The 17,926-nt window shown below is 72.6% G+C and carries 19 protein-coding genes; 6 read left to right on the top strand and 13 right to left on the bottom strand.

The window, feature by feature from the left end:
* The first annotated feature begins 4 nt into the window (after positions 1 to 4).
* Positions 5 to 559, top strand: a complete 555-nt coding sequence (locus ACGFU6_RS06725; protein WP_393608558.1) for a hypothetical protein — start codon at positions 5 to 7, stop codon at positions 557 to 559.
* A gap of 91 nt (positions 560 to 650) precedes the next feature.
* On the opposite strand, the gene ACGFU6_RS06720 is transcribed toward ACGFU6_RS06725, so the two are convergent.
* Complete coding sequence (locus tag ACGFU6_RS06720; protein ID WP_393608557.1) at positions 651 to 1,316, bottom strand: hypothetical protein; 666 nt, start codon at positions 1,314 to 1,316, stop codon at positions 651 to 653.
* Positions 1,317 to 1,630: 314 nt separating this feature from the next.
* On the opposite strand from ACGFU6_RS06720, the gene ACGFU6_RS06715 reads away from it, so the two are divergent.
* Entirely contained in the window at positions 1,631 to 2,290 is a 660-nt protein-coding gene (locus ACGFU6_RS06715) for a class F sortase (RefSeq protein WP_393608555.1), read from the top strand.
* A gap of 48 nt (positions 2,291 to 2,338) precedes the next feature.
* Here ACGFU6_RS06715 and ACGFU6_RS06710 read toward each other — a convergent pair whose 3' ends face one another.
* The gene (locus ACGFU6_RS06710; RefSeq protein WP_393608554.1) at positions 2,339 to 3,181 is read right to left on the bottom strand and encodes a polysaccharide deacetylase family protein; all 843 of its coding nucleotides are present in this window, start codon (positions 3,179 to 3,181) and stop codon (positions 2,339 to 2,341) included.
* 165 nt (positions 3,182 to 3,346) lie between these two features.
* Between ACGFU6_RS06710 and ACGFU6_RS06705 the strand changes: the two genes are divergently transcribed.
* Positions 3,347 to 3,808, top strand: a complete 462-nt coding sequence (locus tag ACGFU6_RS06705) for a universal stress protein (protein ID WP_024491783.1) — start codon at positions 3,347 to 3,349, stop codon at positions 3,806 to 3,808.
* Positions 3,809 to 4,018: 210 nt separating this feature from the next.
* Complete coding sequence (locus ACGFU6_RS06700; protein ID WP_393608552.1) at positions 4,019 to 4,588, top strand: sigma-70 family RNA polymerase sigma factor; 570 nt, start codon at positions 4,019 to 4,021, stop codon at positions 4,586 to 4,588.
* Here ACGFU6_RS06700 and ACGFU6_RS06695 read toward each other — a convergent pair.
* Positions 4,522 to 4,719, bottom strand: coding sequence for a zf-HC2 domain-containing protein (locus ACGFU6_RS06695; RefSeq protein ID WP_393608550.1), 198 nt, complete (start codon positions 4,717 to 4,719; stop codon positions 4,522 to 4,524). The two genes, ACGFU6_RS06700 and ACGFU6_RS06695, sit on opposite strands and share 67 nt — an antisense overlap.
* 124 nt (positions 4,720 to 4,843) lie before the next feature.
* Here ACGFU6_RS06695 and ACGFU6_RS06690 point away from each other — a divergent pair, with 124 nt between their 5' ends.
* Positions 4,844 to 5,359 (top strand): hypothetical protein, encoded by a 516-nt coding sequence (locus ACGFU6_RS06690; protein ID WP_393608549.1) that lies wholly within the window; start codon positions 4,844 to 4,846, stop codon positions 5,357 to 5,359.
* A gap of 18 nt (positions 5,360 to 5,377) precedes the next feature.
* On the opposite strand, the gene ACGFU6_RS06685 is transcribed toward ACGFU6_RS06690, so the two are convergent.
* The 10 genes from ACGFU6_RS06685 to ACGFU6_RS06640 all read right to left on the bottom strand — a co-directional run bounded on the left by ACGFU6_RS06685 (position 5,378) and on the right by ACGFU6_RS06640 (position 16,171).
* Positions 5,378 to 6,568: a sensor histidine kinase gene (locus tag ACGFU6_RS06685; protein WP_393608548.1), complete on the bottom strand. Its 1,191-nt coding sequence runs from the start codon at positions 6,566 to 6,568 to the stop codon at positions 5,378 to 5,380.
* A complete protein-coding gene (locus tag ACGFU6_RS06680) occupies positions 6,565 to 8,046 on the bottom strand; it encodes a cation acetate symporter (RefSeq protein WP_393608546.1) in 1,482 nt (493 codons plus the stop codon). The genes ACGFU6_RS06685 and ACGFU6_RS06680 overlap by 4 nt, the downstream gene beginning before the upstream one ends.
* Positions 8,043 to 8,405, bottom strand: a complete 363-nt coding sequence (locus ACGFU6_RS06675; protein ID WP_393608545.1) for a hypothetical protein — start codon at positions 8,403 to 8,405, stop codon at positions 8,043 to 8,045. Before ACGFU6_RS06675 ends, ACGFU6_RS06680 begins: the two co-directional genes overlap by 4 nt.
* Positions 8,406 to 8,469: 64 nt before the next feature.
* Positions 8,470 to 9,222, bottom strand: coding sequence for a LytR/AlgR family response regulator transcription factor (locus ACGFU6_RS06670; RefSeq protein WP_393608544.1), 753 nt, complete (start codon positions 9,220 to 9,222; stop codon positions 8,470 to 8,472).
* Positions 9,223 to 9,319: 97 nt separating this feature from the next.
* On the bottom strand, positions 9,320 to 10,180 hold the full coding sequence (locus ACGFU6_RS06665) for an Fpg/Nei family DNA glycosylase (protein ID WP_393608543.1): 861 nt from the start codon (positions 10,178 to 10,180) through the stop codon (positions 9,320 to 9,322).
* Positions 10,181 to 10,214: 34 nt separating this feature from the next.
* Positions 10,215 to 11,072 carry an amidohydrolase family protein gene (locus ACGFU6_RS06660; RefSeq protein WP_393608541.1) on the bottom strand — a complete coding sequence of 286 codons (858 nt, stop codon included), beginning with the start codon at positions 11,070 to 11,072 and terminating at the stop codon, positions 10,215 to 10,217.
* Between the two features lies 1 nt (position 11,073).
* Complete coding sequence (locus ACGFU6_RS06655; RefSeq protein ID WP_393608540.1) at positions 11,074 to 11,385, bottom strand: L-rhamnose mutarotase; 312 nt, start codon at positions 11,383 to 11,385, stop codon at positions 11,074 to 11,076.
* Position 11,386: 1 nt separating this feature from the next.
* Positions 11,387 to 12,370 carry an aldo/keto reductase gene (locus tag ACGFU6_RS06650; RefSeq protein WP_393609058.1) on the bottom strand — a complete coding sequence of 328 codons (984 nt, stop codon included), beginning with the start codon at positions 12,368 to 12,370 and terminating at the stop codon, positions 11,387 to 11,389.
* 167 nt (positions 12,371 to 12,537) lie between these two features.
* The gene (locus ACGFU6_RS06645) at positions 12,538 to 13,914 is read right to left on the bottom strand and encodes a wax ester/triacylglycerol synthase family O-acyltransferase (protein WP_393608539.1); all 1,377 of its coding nucleotides are present in this window, start codon (positions 13,912 to 13,914) and stop codon (positions 12,538 to 12,540) included.
* A 190-nt stretch (positions 13,915 to 14,104) separates the two neighbouring features.
* Complete coding sequence (locus ACGFU6_RS06640) at positions 14,105 to 16,171, bottom strand: SpoIIE family protein phosphatase (protein ID WP_393608538.1); 2,067 nt, start codon at positions 16,169 to 16,171, stop codon at positions 14,105 to 14,107.
* Positions 16,172 to 16,459: 288 nt separating this feature from the next.
* Here ACGFU6_RS06640 and ACGFU6_RS06635 point away from each other — a divergent pair, with 288 nt between their 5' ends.
* On the top strand, positions 16,460 to 17,827 hold the full coding sequence (locus ACGFU6_RS06635) for an FAD-dependent oxidoreductase (protein WP_393608536.1): 1,368 nt from the start codon (positions 16,460 to 16,462) through the stop codon (positions 17,825 to 17,827).
* Positions 17,828 to 17,926 lie beyond the last annotated feature (99 nt).

Raw genomic sequence — 17,926 nt, 5'->3', positions numbered from 1 at the left:
CACCATGCGCGCTATACGTGTCGCTCCCGTCGCTCTGCTCGGCGCCGCAGCACTCGCCCTGACCGCCCCGGCCGTGACCGCGTATGCCGCAACCACGGGCGGACCGCCCAACAGCGGGAGCGGATACACCGTCACGCCATCGGTGATCGCGCCGGGCGGCCAGGTGACCCTGGCGGCCAAGGGGTGCTCGACGACGGCCACGGCGTCCTCCGGGGTGTTCGACACCGTCACCATCCCCAGGGGCGGCACCGCCAGGGCGACGGTCGACTGGGACGCCAAACCGGCCGCCGCGTACGAGGTGACGTTCACCTGCAACACATCGCCGAGCTCCACGGCGAAGGTGAACCTGACCATCAGCGCGGCCACGAACACGCCCACCACCAGCTCCACCAGCACCACCGGTTCGACGGCCTCGCCCGCCGGCGTCCAGGGTGGTCTCGGCGGCAGCATCGACAGCCCGAACACCGCGATGATCGTGGGCGGCACCGCGCTGGCCGTGGCCGCCGCGACCAGCACCGTCTTCGTGGCGAGGCGGCGCCGGGAGAACCGCTCGCACTGACCGGCACCGCCGGCCGAACGGAAGTCGCCCCGGGTCCTTTCACAGGACTCGGGGCGACGTCGTTATCGGGCCGGCTGGTATGTCCGTGCGGTCAGACCGCCCCATGGCCGTTCCTCCGGCGGCGCATGATGTACATGCCTCCGCCGAGGGCCGCCGAGGCGACCAGGCCCGCGCCCACGCCCATGTCCGCCGGGCTCGCGGCCATCGAACCGCCGAGGCCGCCCTGCGCGCCCCGGCTGTTGAGCACGGTGAACCGGTGCCCGGCCGTCCGGTCGGTGCCGTCGCAGCGCACCGTCAGGTTGTAGGAGCCGGGCGTCGCGTCGTTGAGGATCCGCACCCTGGCGTGACCGACCCGGCCCGCCGAAAGCCGCGTGGTACGGAAGGCGTTGGACGAAACGCTGCCGCCACGGCCGCAGCCCTCGGCACTGACCTGCATGGCCGCGCCCTGGTGCACGCGCTCGGGGTCGACGGTCACGTTGTTCGGGCCGTTGTTGCGGCCGTTCCCGTTCCCGTTCCCGTTGTTGTTGTTTCCGTTGCCGTTGCCGTTGCCGTTGTTGTTCCCGTTCCCGTTGTTGTTGCCGTTGCCGTTGTTGTTCCCGTTGCCGTTCTCCCAGTTGCCCGGGTCGTTCCAGTCGTTCTGGCTGTTCCCGTTGTTCTGGCCGTTCCCGACGTCTCCACCGGCTGCTGCCATCGGGGCGCCGAGCCCGAGAGCGGCGACGGCGGTCGCGGCGACAACGAGAGCGCGTGTAGCACGCATCGTTCGAACCTCCAGCGGGAAGCGCCCCCGGAGCTCGGTGCGCCGGGATGGATCGACGAGAACGCCTCCCATGACGAACCCTCACCAGATCCCTGATCCACCGCATTTCGGCACTGCTCCACCCCGGTGATCCGACACACCGTCCGCGCACCGGCGAAACTGATGGATCCGCAGGTCACAGAGCGTCAGAACTTTTATCCGCGCACTACTCCGATACGCAGCCGCCCGACGGGCCGCCACCCGTTCGCCCCTCCCTGATCGCCGCCCGGCCGCCCCGCGCCTAGCGTTCCCCTCGTCGCGACGAAGGGAGAACCATGGGCCGGGACAACTGGCACCCCGAACGGATCAGACACTCGCCCTGGGGCGCGCTCGCCCTGGTGATGCTCACCGGTCTCGCACTGATGCGGAACGGCGCGGACCTCTCGCCCGGCCCGCCGCAGCCGGTCGCCGCCACCTCGGTCGACCACCAGAAGCAGGCTCCCGCGGCACCAGCCTCCGGCCCGGTGGTGAAGCCGCTGGCGTACGCCCCCGTCGACCGCGTCGCCATCCCCTCGGTCCAGGTCGACGCACCGGTCATCGACGTGAACCTGGACCCGGACGGCTGGATCGAGACGCCGCCCCCGCAGGACCCGAACCTGGCGGGCTGGTACCAGAACGGCATCGCGCCGGGGCAGCTCGGCACCTCGGTCGTCGTCGGACACGTCGACAACGAGGCGGGCCCGGCGGTCTTCTACAGCCTGGGTTCGCTGAAGAAGGGCAACCGCATCGAGGTCACCCGGAGCGACGACCGGGTCGCCGTGTTCGAGGTCTACGGTGTCGAGGTGTTCGCGAAGGACGACTTCCCCGGTGCCCGGGTGTACGGCGACACCGGCAAGGCGGAGCTGCGGGTCATCACCTGCGGTGGCGGGTTCACCAAGGCCAACGGCTACGACGGCAACGTGGTGGTCTTCGCCCGGCTGGTCGCCACGCGCTGACGACCGCTGCCGGGGGCGGACCGTCCCCGGCGGCGGCCGCCGCGCGGCTCAGCGCCGTTGCGGCACGGTGAGCCGGTAGCCGTCGTCCAGGAGCTCGGGCAGGTAGCGGCCCAGCGCGGCCACGCTCTGCGAACGGTTGCCGCCGGCGTCGTGCGACAGCACCACGACACCGGGCGCCGCCCCCTCCCTGACCCGGTGGACGATGCTGTCGGTGCCGGGGACCGTCCAGTCCAGGGTGTCCACCGTCCAGGCCATCGGTTCCATGCCCATCGCCGCGCCGATCTCGAAGGAGTTGCGGTTCCAGGCCCCGTAGGGCGCCCGGTACCAGAGCGGCGGCGCGCCGGTGATCTTCTCGATCACCTCGCTGGTACGGCCCAGCTCGTCGGTGATGCCCGCCCTGGAGAGCTTGGTGACCAGCGGATGCGTCCACGAGTGGTTGCCGACCGTGTGTCCGTCGTCGGAGATCCTGCGCACCAGGTCCTGGTTGTCGTTGGCCATTTCCCCGCACAGGAAGAACATGGCCCGCACGTCGTGCTTGCGCAGGGTGTCCAGGATGTGCGGGGTGTAGAGCGGGTCCGGGCCGTCGTCGAAGGTCAGCACCATCGCGTGCCCGATGTCGGGCAGCTTCTCGAACGGGCGGGTCCGGACGGGGGGCGCCGCGGGGCGGTAGTGGGGCGGGGTGTTCGCTGTCATGGGGCTCAGACGATAGGACAGCGGCTTGGTCCGGAGGGCCGCCTGCGGCCCGGCCGCGGCGGTGGACGGCGCCGCGGGCCGCCGGAAGGGAGTGCCTGCGGTGTCCGCGGCGACCAGGCGCACGAGGGAGGCGGCACCCAGTCCTGCGGCCAGCCTCAGCAGCGTCCTGCGCATCGGCAGCCTCTGATCATTTTTCATGACCAACTGCTCGCACGTCCGGGCTCCCACCCACCTCAACGACACCGGTCACGCGGGGTTTTGCACCCAATGGGGGGAGCCCGTCCGTGGCAACCGGCGTCCGCGCGGCCGGGCGGCCGGCATCCGGGACGAGTGGGCCGCCCGGGAGCGGATAGCCTCACTGCCGTGACAGACCAGCAGCCTCACCAGTTCGAACGTGGCACAGACGGCCCAAAAGTGATCGTCGCGGGCCTCGACGGTTCGGAGTCGTCCATGCGCGCCGCGGCCTATGCCGCGGGTCTCGCCCGTCGGCAGCGGGCCATGCTCGCCCTCGTCTACGTGCAGCCCGTGCTGCCCGCGGGCGCCGCGCTCGGGGCGCCGGTCGGTGACACGACCGGGGAGGTCGCGGAGGGTCTGGTGAACGAGATCCGGGAGTCGACCGAGCGGATGAAGGACATATGGGATGTGCGCTGGGAGTTCCACACCTTCCGCGGTGATCCGTACAACGGCCTGGTCACGGCCGCGGACGAACTCAAGGCGGATGCCGTGGTGGTGGGCGCCTCGGAGTCGGCGGGGCACCGGTTCATCGGCTCGGTGGCCGTCCGCCTGGTGAAGGCGGGACGCTGGCCCGTCACCGTCGTCCCGTAGACCCCGCGCTCCGCAGGTCCCCGCAACGGCCCCGGCCGCTCCCCCTCCCCCGCACCGCCGCCGCCCGACCGCTCACCGCACCATTCGCCGCCCCGTGCGACCGCTCGTCGCACGGGGCGGCTTTTGTCCTGTTGCCCGGGGCCCGGATGCGTTCGTATACGCCAGTCAGCAGCGAGGCGGCAGGGACCTCCGCGGGGAAGGGCGTTCACGATGACCACGACGACGACCGACGAGCGGGCCCTCGCGGATCTGCAGCGTGAGCACGGCCCGGCCCTGTTCCACTTCCTGCTCGGCCTGACCTTCGGTGACCGCCAGCGGGCCGAGGACCTGCTCCAGGAGACCCTGGTGCGGGCCTGGCAGCACCCGGAGGCCTTCGACGGCCCGTACGAGTCGATGCGGCCCTGGCTGTTCACCGTCGGCCGCCGGCTGGCCATCGACGCCCGCAGGTCACGGCTGGCCCGGCCGGCCGAGGTGGGCGACGCGGTGCTGGAGAGCGCCCCGTGCGGGGAGGACACCGCCGAGTCCGCGGTCGCGGCGCTCGATGTGCGCGAGGCGGTGCGCGGCCTCAGCCCGGAGCACCGGGCGGTGCTGGTGCAGATCTACTTCCGGGGGCTGAGCGTGGCCGAGACGGCCGAGGTGCTCGGCATCCCGGCCGGGACCGTCAAATCCCGTTCGTACTACGCGCTGCGCCTGCTCTCGCGCGGTCTGCCGGGCTACTCCAGGAGGTCCTCCTCACTGAGCAGCGGCAGCAGTGCCGCGGCCTCCGCCACCGCCACGTAGTCGGCGGCGCAGCGGTCGCAGCTCTGCAGGTGGCGGGAGACCTCCAGCGCCTCCGGGGCCGCGAGCGCGTCCAGCACGTAGGCGCCGAGCAGCTGCCTCATGTGCGGTCCCTCCCCGGGGTCGGCGGTCATCGCAACCTCTTGTCTGTGACGTATCCGGTCCTACGGATCCTGCCCTTCTGGCCACGCGGGGCGCGCTCCCCCGGTTCAATGCTGCGTGTAGGGGCGTGCCGAGAACGGAATGGGGCGAGACGCGATGCGTCCGGAACGTCGTGACGGATCCGGTGGCGGCGGGCTGCTGATCCCGATGGCCTGGATGTACGCCGAGTACATCGCCGACGAACTGCTGCGGACCGGTGAGCTGATGGAACCGGCGACGCTGGAGTACCGGGCGGGGCGTGACGCGCTCGCCCTCACCGTCTTCCTCTCCGACGGCGCGGTGGCCGAGGCCCTCCCCGCCACCCGGGTGGACGAGCTGCGGCTGCTGACGGCGTACGGGACGCCGTGGCGCGGCTGGGTCTGTGAACGGCTCGACGGGCTGGAGGCGGCGCGGGGCGGCCCCGACCCGGATCTCGCGCTGGCCCGCGCGGCGTGGCGGTGGCTGGAGGACACCGAGCTGCTGGCGGCCGACCTCGACGCGATCGGCCCGCCGGCCCCCGAGCCGGCCGACGGCCCGCCCGACCCGGAGGCGGAGGGGGCCTCGGCCCAGGTGTGGACGCCGGCGTGGCAGCTGGGGCTGCCGCTGGGACACCTCTCGATCCACCTGTACTGAGGGCCCGGCGGCCGGTCCTCAGGAACCGTGCACCCCGGCGCGGTACTTCGGCAGCCGTACGGTGATCCGCATTCCGGCGCCGATGCCCGTCTCGATGACGAGCCCGTAGTCGTCCCCGTACACCTGGCGCAGCCGCTCGTCCACGTTGAGCAGGCCGACGCCGGTGGATTTGCCGCCCTCGCCGCGCAGGATGTGGCGCAGCCGTTCGGGGTCCATGCCGATGCCGTCGTCCTCGATGACGACCTCGGCCTCGGAGCCCGCGTCCAGGGCGCTGATGGTGATGCGGCTGGAGGTGAGCGCGCCTTCGAGCCCGTGCTTGACGGCGTTCTCGACAAGGGGCTGGAGGCAGAGGAACGGCAGGGCGACGGGCAGTACCTCGGGGGCGACCTGGAGGGTGACCGAGAGCCGTTCGCCGAAGCGGGCCCGGACCAGGGCGAGGTACTGGTCGATGGAGTGCAGTTCGTCCGCGAGGGTGGTGAAGTCGCCGTGGCTGCGGAACGAGTAGCGCGTGAAGTCGGCGAACTCCAGCAGGAGTTCGCGGGCCTGCTCGGGGTCGGTGCGGACGAACGAGGCGATGGCGGCCAGTGAGTTGAAGATGAAGTGCGGGGAGATCTGGGCGCGCAGGGCCCTGATCTCGGCCTCGATGAGCTGGGTGCGCGAACGGTCGAGCTCGGCGAGCTCCAGCTGTACGCAGACCCAGCGGGCGACCTCACCGGCGGCCCGCGCCAGGACGGCCGACTCCCGGGGCGCGTAGGCGATGAGCGCTCCCAGCACCCGGTGGTCGACGGTGAGCGGCACGGCTACGGCCCACCGCAGCGGGCAGTCCAGATCGTCGCAGTCGCTGCGGAAGGCGGTGTCGCGGCCGCTGGCGAGCAGCTCCGCCACCTGTTCCATGACGTGTTCGCCGTGGTGGCCGCCCTCGCCGTCCCAGACCAGTACGCGCTCGCGGTCGGTGAGGCACAGGGCGTCGGTGCCGAGCAGGGAGCGCAGCCGGCGGGCGGACTTGCGGGCGCTGTCCTCGGTGAGTCCGGCGCGCAGCGGGGGCGCGGCCAGCGACGCGGTGTGCAGGGTCTCGAAGGTGGCGTGCTCCACGGGAGTGCCCACGTCGCTGGTGCGGACGGGGCGGGCGGTGCGGCGTCCGGCCAGCAGGCCGGCCCCGAACAGCAGGACGCCGATGAGCACGATCACCGCGTATCCGGCCCCGGTCACCGGTGCCTCCCCGAGGTGAGCGCTTCGGGCAGGTGGAAGCGGGTCATGGCGGCGTTGGTACCGGCCGGTATCCGGCCGGGCGTGGCCAGCGAGACGAGGATCATGGCGAGGAAGCCGACGGGTACGGACCAGACGGCGGGCCAGGCGAGCAGGGCGTGCGGCCAGCCGGGCGGGCGCACCGCGCCGCTGACGGTGATCGCGACGGAGAGCAGCGCCGAGCCGCCGCCGAGCAGGAGTCCGGCGACGGCGCCGGGCGGGGTGAGCCGGCGCCACCAGATCCCGAGGACCAGGAGCGGGCAGAAGGAGGAGGCCGAGACCGCGAACGCCATCCCCACCGAGTCCGCCACCGGCACCCGGCTGACCAGCAGGGATCCGGCCAGCGGGACGGAGATGGCGAGGACGGTGGCCAGCCGGAAGTGCCGTACGCCCCGCGAGGGCAGCACGTCCTGGGTGATGACCCCGGCGACGGCCATGGTGAGTCCGGAGGCGGTGGACAGGAACGCGGCGAAGGCGCCGCCCGCGATGAGCGCGCCGAGCAGGTCCCCGCCGAGGCCGCCGATGACCCGGCCGGGCAGCAGCAGCACGGCGGCGTCCGCGTCGCCGCCGCCGATGAGCTCGGGGGCGTACAGCCGGCCGAGGGCGCCGTAGACGGGCGGCAGCAGGTAGAAGACACCGATGAGGGCGAGGACGGCGACGGTGGTGCGGCGGGCGTCGCGGCCGTTGGGGCTGGTGTAGAAGCGGACGACGACGTGCGGCAGGCCCATCGTGCCGAGGAAGGTGGCGACGATGAGCCCGTAGGTGGCGTACAGCGGGTGGTCGGCGCGGAAGACGGACAGCTGCTCGTCGAAGGTGACGCGGGGGCGTCCGTCGCCCTGCCAGGCCAGGACCAGGAAGATGGCGGGGACCAGGAGTGCGGTCAGCTTCAGCCAGTACTGGAAGACCTGGACGAAGGTGATGGAGCGCATGCCGCCCGCGGCGACGGCCAGGACGACCACGGAGGCGACGAGCACGTCCCCGAGCCAGCCGGGTGCCCCGGTGAGGATCTTCAGGGTGAGTCCGGCGCCCTGGAGCTGCGGGACGAGGTAGAGCCAGCCCGCTCCGACGACGAGCACGCTGACGAGCCGGCGCACCTGCCGCGATTCGAGCCGTCCCTCGGCGAAGTCGGGCAAGGTGTACGCCCCCGAACGGCGCAGTGGAGCGGCGACGAAGACCAGCAGGACGAGGTACCCGGCGGTGTAGCCGACGGGGTACCAGAGCATGTCGGGGCCGTGCACGAGCACCAGTCCGGCGATGCCGAGGAAGGAGGCGGCGGAGAGGTACTCGCCGCTGATCGCGGCCGCGTTGAGGCGGGGCCGTACGGTGCGCGACGCGACGTAGAAGTCGGACGTGGTGCGGGAGATGCGCAGTCCGAATCCGCCGACGAGGACGGTGGCGGAGACGACGGCGGCGACCGCCGTCACCGCGTAGGCGCGGCTCACTGTGCGGGGCGGCCTTCCACGAGCCGGGCGAAGTCGTGTTCGTTGCGCTCGGCCCGGCGCACGTACCACCAGGCGATCAGGGTGAGCGGGGGGTAGGCGGCGAAACCGAGGACGGCCCACACGACGGCGTCGCTGCGCAGCGCCTCGAAGACCAGCGGCAGGGTGCCCGCCACGGCGGCGAGCGCGGCGAAGGCGGTGAGCCCGGCGCGCAGTTGGCTGCGCATCAGCGAGCGTACGTAGGCACCGCCCAGCGCGGTCTGTTCGTCGATCTCCGACTGGGTGCGGTAGCGCGGCAGCGGCCGGACCCGCCGGGGCTCCCCCGTCACCACTTCGCGCCGGGGCGTTGACTCTGCGGACATGGGGCCGGAGTGTACGCAGCACCCGACCCCGCTGGGAAGGGATTCGAGCGCGGGTAGCCGCTGGTCAGCGACCGCCCTGCCGCATCAGCAGATCGCGCAGCGCGCGGGTGTGGCGGCGGCTGACGGCGAGTTCGGCGGTGCCGATGCGCACGCTCATGCTGCCCGCGTCGAGGCGGAGTTCGTCGATCCGGCCGAGCGCCACGAGGTGGCGGCGGTGGATGCGTACGAAGCCGCGGGTCCGCCAGCGCTCCTCCAGGGTGGTCAGGGGCACCCGGACCAGGTGGCTTCCGGTGGCGGTGTGCAGCCGTGCGTAGTCGCCCTGGGCCTCGGCGTACGCGATGTCGTCGATCGGGACGAAGCGGATGACGCCGCCCAGTTCGACCGGGATCTGGTCCTGTGCGGTGTCGTGGACGGGTGCGGAGCGCTCTCCGACCTGTTCGGCGACGCGGCGCACCGCTTCGGCCAGGCGCTCGCGGCGTACCGGCTTCAGGACGTAGTCGACGGCCTTGAGGTCGAAGGCCTGTACGGCGAAGTCCTCGTGGGCGGTGACGAAGACGATGAGCGGGGGCGCGGCGAATCCGGCCAGCAGCTGGGCGACGTCGAGCCCGGTCAGCCCGGCCATGTGGATGTCGAGGAAGACGACGTCGATGGCGGCGGCGTCCTCGGGCCCCGCGTCGACGGCGCCGCCGATGCGGCGCAGCGCCTCGGTGGCGCCGGTGGCTCCTTCGGCGCTGCGGATGCGGGGATCGGCGCGCAGGAGGTACAGCAGCTCCTCCAGGGCGGGTTCTTCGTCGTCGACGGCGAGTACGCGCAGCATGAGGCCGGAGTGTAGACCGGCCGGGTGACACGGGCGGATCAAGCGGCGCACCGGCCGGGCGGCGTGGACTGCTCAAGCAGCACACCGGCCGGGCGGGCTACTTGAGCAGTCTGGAGAGCCTGCGGTCGGCGAGCGGTTTCCCGCCGGTCTGGCAGGTCGGGCAGTACTGGAGCGAGGAGTCGCTGAAGGAGACCTCGCGGACGGTGTCGCCGCAGACCGGGCAGGGCTCGCCGGTGCGCCCGTGGACCCGCATTCCGCTGCGCTTCTCGGCCTTGAGTCTTCCCGCCGCGAGTCCGCTGGAGCGGGCGACGGCGTCGTCGAGCGTGGTGCGCAGGGCGGTGTGCAGCCGGGTGATCTCGTCGTCGGTGAGGTGTGCGGTGAGTTTGAACGGCGACATCTTCGCGGCGTGCAGGATCTCGTCGCTGTAGGCGTTGCCGATGCCGGCGATGAGGGACTGGTCGCGCAGCGCGCCCTTGATCTGCCGGCGTTCCCCGTCGAGCAGCGCGGCGAACGCGTCGCGGTCGAAGGACGCGTCCAGCGGGTCGGGCCCGAGGCGGGCCACGCCGGACACCTCGGCCGGGTCGTGCACGAGGTGGACGGCGAGGCGTTTGGTGGTGCCTGCCTCGGTGAGGTCGAAGCCGTCGCCGCCGGTGAGTACGGTGCGCAGCGCCAGTGGCCCCTTGCCGGGGCGCGGCGGGGTGGCGGGGAAGCTCTCCTTCCACTGGAGCCAGCCGGCCCGTGCGAGGTGGGTGAGCAGGTGCAGGGGGCCGACGGCGATGTCCAGGAACTTGCCGTGCCGCCGGACGCCGGTGACGGTGCCGCCGTGCAGGGCGGTGAGCGGCGGGTCGTACGTCTTCAGGACGCTGATGGCGAGCGGGAGTACGCGGTCGATCTCCCTGCCGACCAGGTGGTCGTCGAGGAAGACCCGCAGGGCTTCGACTTCCGGCAGTTCGGGCATGGTTCCCAGCCTGCCGCAGGCGTCGCCCCGGTGCCTACCGGAGGCCGTACACGCGCTCGGCGGTGGTGGCGAGGACGGCGGCCCGTTCACCGGGGGCAAGGCCGCTGACCAGGGTGTGGGCGGCCTCGACGACCTCGGTGTACGTGGCGGCGAGCCGGCACACCGGCCAGTCCGAGCCGAACATCAGCCGGGAGGGCCCGAAGGCGTCGATGACGGTGTCCGCGAAGGGGCGCAGGTCCTCGACGGTCCAGTGGTGCGGGTCGGCCTCGGTGACCAGGCCGGAGAGTTTGCACACGGTGTTGGGGAGGGCGGCCAGCGCCCGCACGTCATCGGCCCAGGGGCGCAGGGCGCCGGTCGCGATGGGCGGTTTGCCCGCGTGGTCGAGGACGAAGGTGAGGCCGGACAGCAGTTCGGCGGCCCGGACGGTGGCGGGCAGCTGGTGCGGCTGGACCACCAGGTCGTAGACGAGTCCGGCCCCGGCCACCGCGGCCAGGCCATGCAGGACGTCGGCGCGCAGCAGCCATTCGGGGTCGGGTTCGCCCTGGACCTGGTGGCGCAGCGAGACGAGCCGGTCGCCGCCGGGGAGCTCGCGCAGGGCGGCGAGGGTGTCGGTGATGCCGGGCGCCGTGAGGTCGCTCCAGCCCACGACGCCGGCGACGAGATCGCTGCCGTCCGCGAGTGCGAGGAACTCGGGGGTCTCCTCGGGGACGGTGACGGTCTGCACCAGCACGGTGGCGCTCACGCCGTTGGCGCGGGCCTCCGGCTCCAGGTCGTCGAGGGAGAAGCCGCGGCGCAGGGGTGCCAGTTCCTCGCCGGTGATCCACTCCTGGTCGCGTACCGAGAGGTCCCAGACGTGGTGGTGGGCGTCGACGATGCGCGGGGCGCCGGTCATCTCACAGCTCCCAGGCGACGGGGAGTCCGGCTCCGGCGCCGTCCGAGGAGTAGTCGTGCGTGACGTCGAGGAGCTCGTCCATCCTGGCCTGCCAGGCGACGTTGACGGGGAGTTCCTCCAGTTCGGCGAGGAGCCGGGCGTAATCCTCGCACTCGATGACGTGGAACAGTTCGGTGCCGCTGCGCCAGATCGTCCAGGAGGTGGCGCCGGCCGCGCGGATCGCCCGGGTCAGTTCGGCCGGCACCTCGCGGTGTGCGGCCTCGTACTGGGCTATGCGGTCGGCGCGGACCTTGGTGTGCAGGGCGATACGCATGTCAGTTTCCGTTCTCGGTCAGCAGGCCCTCTGCGCGCAGCTCGTCCCAGAGCCCGTCGGGGACCGGCTCGCGCAGCAGCGCGGCGGCGTCACGGACCTCTTCCGGGGAGCGGGTGCCGACGAGCACCCCGGCGACGGCGGGGTGGGTGAGCGGGTAGTGCAGGGCGGCGGCGCGCAGCGGAACACCGTGGGCCTCGGTGACGGCCTTCAGGCGCAGCGCCCGGTCCAGGAGGCTGATGGGGGCGGCGGTGTAGTCGTAGGTCGCGCCGGGTCGCGGGTCCGCGAGGAGGCCGGAGTTGAAGACCCCGCCGACGACGACGCTGCGGCCGCGAGCGGCAGCCTCGGGCAGCAGCTCGATGAGGGCGGACTGGTCGAGGAGGGTGTGACGGCCCGCGCAGAGCACGACGTCGGCGTCGGTTTCGCGGATGAAGCGGGTGAGCATCGCGGTCTGGTTCATGCCGGCCCCGATGGCGCCGATCAGGCCCTCGGCGCGCAGTTTCTCCAGCTCCGGGTAGGCCTGCTGGAAGGCGGCTTCCGCATGGTCGTCCGGGTCGTGCAGGTAGGCGATGTCGATGCGGTCGAGGCCGAGCCGTTCCAGGCTGTCCTCGATGCTGCGCCGGACGCCGGCGGCGCTGAAGTCCCAGCGGCGGCGGTGGGTGGCCCGTACGGCGAAGCCCTCGGAGAGCTCGTCGGACGCGGCGGGCGCACCGTCGGGCAACGGGTCGAGCACCCGGCCGACCTTGGTGGACAGCACGTACGAGTCGCGGGGCCGGGTGCGCAGCGCCTCACCGAGCCGTCGCTCCGAGAGGCCCAGTCCGTAGTGCGGGGCGGTGTCGAAGTAGCGGACGCCCTCGTCCCAGGCCGCGTCTACGGCGGCCGCGGCCCGGGCCGGTTCGACGGCGGTGAAGAGATTGCCGATGGCGGCCGCCCCGAAGGACAGCTCGGTGACCTCGACCGCGCTGTTTCCCAGCCTGTTGCGCCGCATGCCTGTGCCGCCCTCCCCGATGATCACTTCGTGCCACGGCAAATATTCATCGGATCACTTGGGCACGTCAACACCCCGGACGCCATCAACTACCTCAATTGCCCGGGAATCTGTCCGACCTATGGCCGCGCGAGCGGTCGGGCGGCCGAAGCCTGCGGCCCGGCCGGTCAGAGGGCGGGCAGCGCCGCGAGCAGCTCGGCCACCTCTTCCTCGGCGCAGCGACCCAGCCGCTCCAGATCGGGCAGCGCCTTGCCGTCGGCCACCAGCCCGACCTGCACCCGGCCCCCGTACGTCGTCAGCGCGACGGCGAGCGACTGGCCCCGGGCCAGCGGCGCCATCGGGTACAGCGCGCGCAGCGGGCACCCGGCGAGCGAGAGCGCGGAGCGCGGCAGCGGCACGCTGGTGACCAGTACGTCGAAGAGCATCCTGGCCGCGTTCCCGGCGAGCGGGGCGCCGAAGCGATGGGCGAGCGAGGGCAGCTGGTCGGCGAGTACGGCGACCGCACCGGCGCCGCGCAGCGGCCCGGCGGACTTGTTGCGGTCCATGGCTCCGCGGACCGCCCGCAGCCGCGCCCAGGGGTCGGGTTCCGAGACGGGGAGGCCGAGCAGGTAGGCGGACAGCCGGTTCCCGGTGGCGGCGCCTCCCGGGCGGCGCCTGGAGACGGGGACCAGGGCGCGCGGGTCGGCGCCGGGCAGCGGCTCGCCGCGCTCCAGCATCCAGCGGCGCAGCGCTCCGGCGACGACCGCGAGCAGCACGTCGTTGGCGGTGCCGCCCGCCGCCCGGCGGATGCGCTGCACGGCTTCGAGGTCCAGATCGGCGGTGGCGAGACGCCGGGTGCCGCTGGAGCTGGCGCTGAGCGCCGTCGCGCCGCGCAGGTCGAGGCGGCTGGCCCGCACCAGCGAGGCACCGACGCCGAACGCCCGGCCGAGGTCCTCGATCCGGCCGAGGGCGAGACCGGCGACCTGGCGCGGGCCGGGCATCCAGGAGCGCGGCGGTACCGGCCTGGCCCGGCCGGCCGGCGCACCGGCCCGGCCGGGGCCCGCGACGGAGGCGATCTCGTCGAAGATCCCGGCCCCGATGGCGACCGCCCGCATCCCGTCGGCGAGCGCGTGGTGGAGCTTGACCAGGACGGCGAAGGGGCCGTCGGCCGCGCCGCCGATCACGTACATCTCCCAGGGCGGCAGCCCCCTGCGCAGCGGCCGTTCCATCAGTTCGCCGGCGAGCCGGGTGGCCGCCGCCATGAACGCGCCCTCACCGTCCGCCGCCTCGGGCAGCTCCACCCGTTTGACGTGCCGGTGGACGTCGAAGTCCTTGTCCGCCGACCAGGCCGCGCCGCCGACCGGAAGCAGTACGTCGCGTACCCGCATCCGCAGCCGGGGGATCGCGGCGGCCCGGGAGCCGAGCAGCTCCAGCAGTGCGTCCGGCCCGGGCGACCCACCCCCGTCCGGGGAGAAGACGGCGAGCGCGCCGAGGTGCATGGGGTGGGCATCGGACTCAAGGTGCCAGAAGGCGAGATCGAGGGGTGCCAGTAGCTCAGTGCCCAACGGGTCCTCATGTCATCGAAGACAAATGACTGACGGAAATCACGAAATCACAGTCAATCCCTCTCGGTCGGTTACGGTCAAGTACAGACATGTTACGTTCTGTTACTTTCCAGTAGCGTTCATCGCCTCCGCCGCTGCCCGCGATACCGCCTCAGAGACTGCCGCCGGGCGGCGGCGCCGGTCCGGCGGCTCAGTCGCGTGGCGGAATGCTGAACTCGCACCAGACGCACTTGCCGGTGCCCCGGGACTCGACGCCCCAGGCGTCCGCCAGCTGGTCCACGAGCATCAGCCCCCGGCCCGACACCCCCGACTCACCCGCGTCCCGGCGGCGCGGCAGCGCGCTGGACCGGTCCTCGACATCGACCCGGAGCCGCCGCCCGGCCCCGGTGAGCACCCGGATGGTGACGATCGCCCCGCCGTCGGTGTGCATCAGCGCGTTGGTGGTCAGCTCGTCGGCGGCCAGCTCGACCTCGTCGGCCCGGCCCTTCGCGCCCCAGGCCCGCACCGCCGCACGGATCATGTGGCGGGCCGAGCTCAGCGCCTCGGGGTCGTTCTGCGCCACGTGCTGCTGGAGCCGGCCGCCGGGCTGCGGCGCGTGGGCGGCCCGGCGCCGCAGCAGCAGCACCGCGACGTCGTCCTCCCCGCCGCGCTCGTCGACCCACTCGCAGAGCCGGTCGGCCAGTGGCTGGAGGTCCTGCGGGCCGGTCCTGACCATGTCGGCCAGCAGCTGCATCCCCTCGTCCAGGTCGGCCCCGGGCAGTTCCACCAGCCCGTCGGTGAACAGCACCATGGTCTGGCCGGGATCCAGCTCGACCGTGCTGACCGGGTACTCCAGCCGCCCGAACTCGGCGGAGAGCCCCAGCGGCAGCCCGCCGTCGACGGGCACCTTGCGGCAGGTGCCGTCCGGCTCCCGGACCAGCGGGTCCACATGACCGGCCCGGACCAGCTGCACGACCCCGGTGGTCAGGTCGGCCTCGGCGTAGGTGCAGGTCGCGAAGCGGTCGGTGTCCAGCTCGTGCAGGAACACGGAGGCCCGCGCCATCACCGTCGCCGGGCTGTGCCCCTCGGCCGCGTAGGCGCGCAGCACGATGCGCAGCTGTCCCATGACGGCCGCGGCGTGGGTGTCGTGCCCCTGTACGTCACCGATGACGGCGCCGACCCGGCCGCCGGGCAGCGGGATGACGTCGTACCAGTCACCGCCGATGTCCCGCCCGAGGCGGGCCGAGCGGTACCGGACGGCGATCTGCGCGCCGGGCACCTCGGGGATCCGGCGCGGCAGCATGGCCTGCTGGAGTCCCTCGGCGAGGTCGTGTTCCTGCTCGTAGAGCATGGCGCGCTGCAGGCTCTGGGCGATGGAGCTGCCGAGGGCGACCAGCAGATTGCGTTCGTCGCCGGTGAAGCCGTCCTTGTCGCTGTAGAGCAGCCCGAGCGCTCCGATCGGGCGGGCCTGGGCGATCAGCGGCAGATAGGCCGCCGAGGTGATGCCGAGATGGCTGATGTAGGGCCACAGGATGGGGTATGAGGCGGCGAAGTCCTCCGCGGACTCGATGAAGCGCGGGGTGAGCGTGCGCACCACCTCGCTCATCGGGTACGGCTCGTCCGTCCGGGTGTAGCGGGTGCCCGGCACGAAGGAGCCCTCCGGCCCGTCCGCCACCAGATGGATGCGCCCGGCCTCGATCAGCCCCATGACCAGGCTCGTCGCCCCCAGGTGGGCGAGCCCCTGGGAGTTCTTGAGCACGTCGGTGACGTCCCGGACGGTACGGGCGTGCGCCAGCGCGGCCGTGGTGCCCTCCACCAGGCTGGTGCGGCGCCTGCGCTCCTGGTCCAGCTCGCGGCGGGCCGTGGAGTCGGCCAGCTCCTGGGTGGCGTCCCGGACGATGCCGATGATCCGGCGGGGGCGCCCGGTCGCGTCGCGCCGGACGAAGCCCTGGGTATGGGTCCAGCGCAGGCTCCCGTCGCGGCGCAGGCTGCGGAAGTACGCCCCGTAGTTGCTGCGCCCGCTCTTGAGCGCCTGCGCGACCAGCGCGTCCAGCCGCACCCCCTCGTCCGGGGGCACTCGCACGGCGAGCGACTCCGGCCGGTCGTCGTATTCGTCGGCCCGCAGGTCGAACACGTCCAGAGCGGGCTGATCCATGTGCATGAGGCCGCTGTCGAGGTCCCAGTCGAAGCTGCCCATACGGTTCAGGGCGAGACTGAGGTCCGGGTGGGCGGGCCAGTCGTCCGGGAGTGACAGGGCACCCGCTACCCGATCATCCATGTGGGTAACTCTGCCACCATTTGCCCGATTCTTCGACTGAGCTGTCCACCAGCTGAACGTGCGATGGGACACATTCCGCAGACCGCCCCGCAGGCCCGTATCCCAAGGAATCGGCCCGAGGAGCCCCGGCCCGGAGTACCGGATACCCCCGCAGAACGCCGACCCGCCCCGAAACCGGACCCGGGCAGCGACTAACGTGTGCGGAGGGGCGAACTAAGCCAAGCCTTACCAAGGCGCGCCCCGTCCGTGTTCGCCCGTCCTTCCGCCCGTTCTAAGGAACAGCCCTCCATGACACGCCCCGTCCGCGTTGCCATCGTCGGAGCCGGTCCCGCCGGAATCTACGCAGCGGACGCGCTGCTCAAATCCGAGGTCGCCACCGACCCGGGCGTGTCCATCGACCTGTTCGAGCGGATGCCCGCCCCCTTCGGCCTGATCCGCTACGGCGTGGCGCCGGACCATCCCCGGATCAAGGGCATCGTCCAGGCGCTGCACCAGGTCCTGGACAAGCCGCAGCTGCGGCTCTTCGGCAACGTCGACTACCCGAACGACATCGGCCTGGACGAGCTGCGCTCCTTCTACGACGCCGTGATCTTCTCCACCGGCGCCGACGCGGACCGGGCCCTGGACATACCCGGCAGCGAGCTGGACGGCTCGCACGGGGCCGCCGACTTCGTCTCCTGGTACGACGGCCACCCGGACGTCGCGCGCACCTGGCCGCTGGAGGCCGAGAAGGTCGCGGTCCTCGGCGTCGGCAACGTGGCCCTGGACGTGGCCCGGATGCTCGCCAAGACCGGTGACGAGCTGCTGCCGACGGAGATCCCCGCCAACGTGTACGAGGGCCTCAAGGCGAACAAGGCGCTGGAGGTGCACGTCTTCGGGCGGCGCGGCCCGGCCCAGGCCAAGTTCAGCCCGATGGAACTGCGCGAGCTGGACCACTCGCCCAACATCGAGGTCATCGTCAACCCCGAGGACATCGACTACGACCAGGGCTCGATCGAGACCCGGCGCGGCAACAAGCAGGCCAACATGGTCGCCTCAACGCTGGAGAACTGGGCGATCCGCGATGCCGGCGACCGCCCGCACAAGCTGTTCCTGCACTTCTTCGAGTCCCCGGTCGAGATCCTCGGCGAGGACGGCAAGGTCGTCGGGCTGCGCACCGAGCGCACCGAGCTGGACGGCACCGGCAACGTGCGCGGCACCGGCCGCTTCAACGACTGGGACGTGCAGAGCGTCTACCGCGCGGTCGGCTACTACTCGCAGGAGCTGCCCAAGCTCCCCTTCGACGTCGCCTCCGGCACCGTCCCGCACGCCGCCGGACGGGTCCTGGCCGGTGACGAGCCGATGGACTCGGTGTACGTCACCGGCTGGATCAAGCGCGGTCCGATCGGCCTGATCGGCCACACCAAGGGCGACGCCAACGAGACCGTCGCCTGCCTCCTGGAAGACCACACCACCGGCCGGCTGCCCGCCCCGGCGCAGCCCGAGCCGGCGGCCGTCACCGAGTTCCTGCGGGCGCGCGGGGTGCGCTACACCACCCGTGAGGGCTGGTACCGGCTGGACGCCCACGAGCGCGCCCTCGGCGCCGAGCAGGACCGCGAGCGGATCAAGGTCGTGGAGCGCGGGGCCATGCTCGACGCCTCGGAGCCCGGCAACTGACATCACGGACGTGGGGGGGGGGGGGGGGGGGGGGGGGGGTGGTTTTGGGGGGGGGGGGGGGGGGGGGGGGGGGGGGGGCCCCGGGCCCCGCGGGGGGGT

This window comes from Streptomyces sp. NPDC048462 (assembly GCF_043200175.1).
In the GTDB taxonomy this organism is placed as follows: domain Bacteria; phylum Actinomycetota; class Actinomycetes; order Streptomycetales; family Streptomycetaceae; genus Streptomyces.
The sequence above is the reverse complement of the archived record's forward strand: the minus strand, read 5'-3'. Positions and strand labels throughout refer to the sequence as shown.